Origin of the sequence: Roseovarius sp. (genome assembly GCF_018066915.1) — a bacterium.
Classification (GTDB): domain Bacteria; phylum Pseudomonadota; class Alphaproteobacteria; order Rhodobacterales; family Rhodobacteraceae; genus Roseovarius.
Map to the genome: position 1 here is coordinate 1 of NZ_JAGPVV010000193.1, position 3,476 is coordinate 3,476.

Sequence of the window (3,476 nt, forward strand, 5' to 3'; positions counted from 1 at the left end):
GCAGGCGCTGATTGCGTTCGGGATTCTCCTGACCTTCAACACCGCCGCGATTGCGCTTGGCGTGCTGTCGCTCTTGCCCGTGGCGGTCTATCCCTTTGCCAAGCGCTTCACCTGGTGGCCGCAAGTCTTTTTGGGGCTTGCGTTCAACTGGGGTGCGTTGCTGGCCTGGACGGCGCATAGCGGGCAGCTCGAGGCGCCTGCGGTGATCCTCTATCTCGCGGGCATCGCTTGGACGCTCTTTTATGACACCATTTATGCCCATCAGGATGCCGAGGATGATGCCCTTATCGGGGTGAAATCCACGGCGCGGCTCTTTGGTGACAATTCGCCCCGCTGGCTGCGGTGGTTTCTGGTGGCGACCGTGTCACTGATGGCGGTGGCGGTCATTCTCGCGGTGCCTGATGCAAGGCTGACGGCGCTTCTTGTGGCGCTTTGCGGTCCTTGGGTGATGGGCTGGCATATGCAGGGCCAGATGCGTCGTCTGCGGCTTGACGATACTGCGCGGCTGCTTCAACTCTTTCGCTCAAACCGCGATGCAGGCCTCTTGCCTGTGCCGTTTTTCGCCGTTGCCTGTCTGCTGTGATTGAACTCATGCCGCCGCACGCCTAAAGACGTGGGCAGCACCAATGAATTGGCCATTGCCCGATGCGTTTATCATCCGCTTTCACGATCGCAGGAACCTTTGCCGGGGCAGCCGTGCTTGCGGTTGTCGCCGCAGGCTTTGCCGTGAGCGCCATCGAGGACAGTTCGCGCCGCGCGGTGCGCGATACGCTGGACCGGGTCGGGCTGGTCTGGGCCGAGGTTGATACCGATGGTCTGCAACTCTTTCTCGCAGGCACCGCCCCGTCCGAGGCGCTGCGTTTCAAGGCGCTGTCGCTGGCGGGCACAGTGGTAGATGCGGCGCGGGTGATTGATCAGATGCTGGTCGAGGATGCGGCGGATATTGCGCCGCCGCGCTTTGCCATCGAAATCCTGCGCAATGACAGCGGTATCTCGCTGATTGGCCTCGTGCCCGCAGCGACAGACCGAGACAAGCTTTTGGCGGATATCGCGGCTGCAACGAATGACGTGCCCGTGGCGGACCTGCTCGATTCGGCCGATTATCCTTATCCGGAAACATGGCCTTCTGCGCTGCGCTATGCGGTGCGGTCCTTGGGGAAGCTGCCCCGTGCCAAGATTTCGGTAAGCGCAGAACGCGTCGAGATCACGGCAATGGTCGACAGCACCGAGGCGCAGCGCCGGATCGAGACGGATCTGGCGCGCGGCGTGCCCGACGATGTGCGGCTGGCCTTGGCCATTTCGGCACCGCGTCCGGTGATCACGCCCTTTACCCTGCGCTTTGTGATCGACGCGGCGGGCGCGCGGTTCGATGCCTGCTCTGCCGATACCGAAGAGGCGCGGGACCTCATCCTGCGCGCTGCCGGCAAGGCCGGGATGCAGTCGCGGGGCGATTGCGTGGTGGGCATGGGCGTGCCGTCGCCGCAATGGGGGCATGCCGCCGAACTTGCCATTGCGGCGGTTGCCGACCTTGGGGGGGGCACGGTCACGTTCTCCGATGCCGATGTGGCGCTCTTGGCGCCCGAAGGCACGGCGCAGAGCCTCTTTGACGATGTGGCGGGCAAGCTTGAGGCCGATTTGCCCGAAGTGTTTGCCCTGACTGCCACATTGCCGCCGCCGCCCGATGCCGCACAGCCCGCAGCGCCTGAATTCGTGGCGACGCTTTCGCCCGAAGGTCAGGTTCTGATTCGTGGCCGGGTCGGCAGCGAGACCAGCCGCGAGACCGTGCGCAGCTTTGCCAAGGCGCGGTTTTCGTCGGATTCGGTGCATCTGACCGCGCGGGTGGCCGAGGGGCTGCCGCGCGATTGGTCGATCCGGGTTCTTACCGGGCTCGAGGCGCTGTCGTATCTGTCGAACGGTGTCGTGACCGTCACGCCCGACAATATCGGCGTGCAAGGCAATACCGGACGCAAGAGCGCCAGTGCGGAAATCGCGCAGTTTCTGGCGGAAAAGCTGGGCGAGGCCGAGAAATACACCATCGACGTGACCTACAAGGAGGCGCTGGACCCCGTGGCCGGGCTTCCGACCCCAGAGGAATGCGAGGCGCAGATCGCCGCGATCCAGACCGGGCGCAAGATCAACTTCGAACCGGGATCGGCCAAGATCGACGCGCAAGGGGCCGCGATCATGGATGACATTGCCGATGTGCTGAAAAAATGCGGCGAGATTCGCATGGAGATCGGGGGCCACACCGACAGCCAAGGTGGCGAGGACATGAACGCGCAACTGAGCCTCGAGCGCGCCCGCGCCGTGCTCGATGAATTGCGCATGCGCCGGGTGCTGACCTCGAGTATTGACGCGCAGGGGTATGGCGAGAGCGTGCCCATCGCCGACAACGAGACCGAAGAGGGCCGCGAGACCAACCGGCGCATCGAATTTCGCCTGATCCGCCCCGAGCCGGTGTCTGATGAGCAAACAGCGCTTGAAAGCCTCGAAGAACCGGGGGAAGAAGGAACAGAGGCAGAAGAGACCACGCAGGACAAGCCAACCGAATGAACAGAACCGAATTCATCATCGCGACCGCCATCGTCCTTTTCGTGGCGTTCTGCATGGGTTGGTTCGCCAATTGGCTGGTGCATCGCTTTATCCGCGTGCCGGGATCGGAGGTCGGGGAACTGGAACGGCTGGCGCAGGAACTGCACGAGGCCGAGGAAACCCGGGATCAGGCCATCACCTATCTGCAACAGCGCGAGGCCGAGCTGACCAACCAGATCAGCCAGACCGAGGCCGAATTGGCCGCCACCATGGATGGTCTGCGCGAAGCGCGCTACGAGGCCGAACAACTGCGCGCGCATCTGGAAAAGATGGCGGGTCGCGCGGTCGGGTGAGGCGTCCAGCGGGCTCGGCCACAGCCGGACGTTGCGACGTTTCTCGACATCAACGGGATAGTGCCCTTACACTCATGACACGGAAAAGCCCCAAGTGCCTCTAAGCGCTTGGGGCTAAAATCAGATTACGGCCCGAAAAGACTCCTGAGTCGCGGCTTTCCTGACCCAATCTGAACCGGTCAGTTGCCGGTGCCATGCCCCTTGGTATGTCCGTCCTCGGGCTTGCGCTCCAGATCGACCGGCACGTCGACCACGATCTCTCCGGATTTCTCGAACACCAGCGTCAGCGGCACGATCTTGCCCTGCTCGAAGCTCTCGGTCAGGCCCATCATCATCAGATGGGCGCCACCGCGCTGCAACACCAGCGTCTCGCCGGCGGCGATGGCAAAGCCCTCATCGACATGGACCATCTTCATCACGCCGCCCTCTTCGATATGGGTGTGCAACTCGACCTTTTGAGCGGCGGGCGAGGCGGCACCGATCAGGCGGTCATCGGCATCACCGATATTCTCGATCAGCATGAAGGCCGCGCCGGTTTTGGCCATGGGGCTGGCGCTGCGGGCGTAGGTATCGAGCACGTGGATTTCTTGT

4 protein-coding genes are annotated in these 3,476 nt (G+C 63.2%); 3 read left to right on the plus strand and 1 reads right to left on the minus strand.

Annotated features, from left to right (window positions below; all coding sequences use genetic code 11):
- The 3 genes from KBT70_RS10605 to KBT70_RS10615 form a co-directional block, all read left to right on the plus strand.
- On the plus strand, window positions 1-583 hold a 583-nt coding region (locus KBT70_RS10605; RefSeq protein WP_296632594.1), incomplete at its 5' end, for a UbiA family prenyltransferase.
- A 62-nt stretch (window positions 584-645) separates the two neighbouring features.
- Complete coding sequence (locus tag KBT70_RS10610) at window positions 646-2,553, plus strand: OmpA family protein (protein WP_296632600.1); 1,908 nt, start codon at window positions 646-648, stop codon at window positions 2,551-2,553.
- A complete protein-coding gene (locus KBT70_RS10615) occupies window positions 2,550-2,885 on the plus strand; it encodes a hypothetical protein (protein WP_296632605.1) in 336 nt (111 codons plus the stop codon). The genes KBT70_RS10610 and KBT70_RS10615 overlap by 4 nt, the downstream gene beginning before the upstream one ends.
- A 179-nt stretch (window positions 2,886-3,064) precedes the next feature.
- On the opposite strand, the gene KBT70_RS10620 is transcribed toward KBT70_RS10615, so the two are convergent.
- Window positions 3,065-3,476: copper chaperone PCu(A)C (locus KBT70_RS10620; protein ID WP_296632610.1), on the minus strand; the 412-nt coding region annotated here is incomplete at its 5' end.

What these genes read in the sequence shown, in the direction of transcription:
- KBT70_RS10610 (WP_296632600.1), top strand. Translation starts at nt 646, where the DNA reads ATGCGTTTATCATCCGCTTTCACGATCGCAGGAACCTTTGCCGGGGCA.
- KBT70_RS10615 (WP_296632605.1), top strand. Translation starts at nt 2,550, where the DNA reads ATGAACAGAACCGAATTCATCATCGCGACCGCCATCGTCCTTTTCGTG.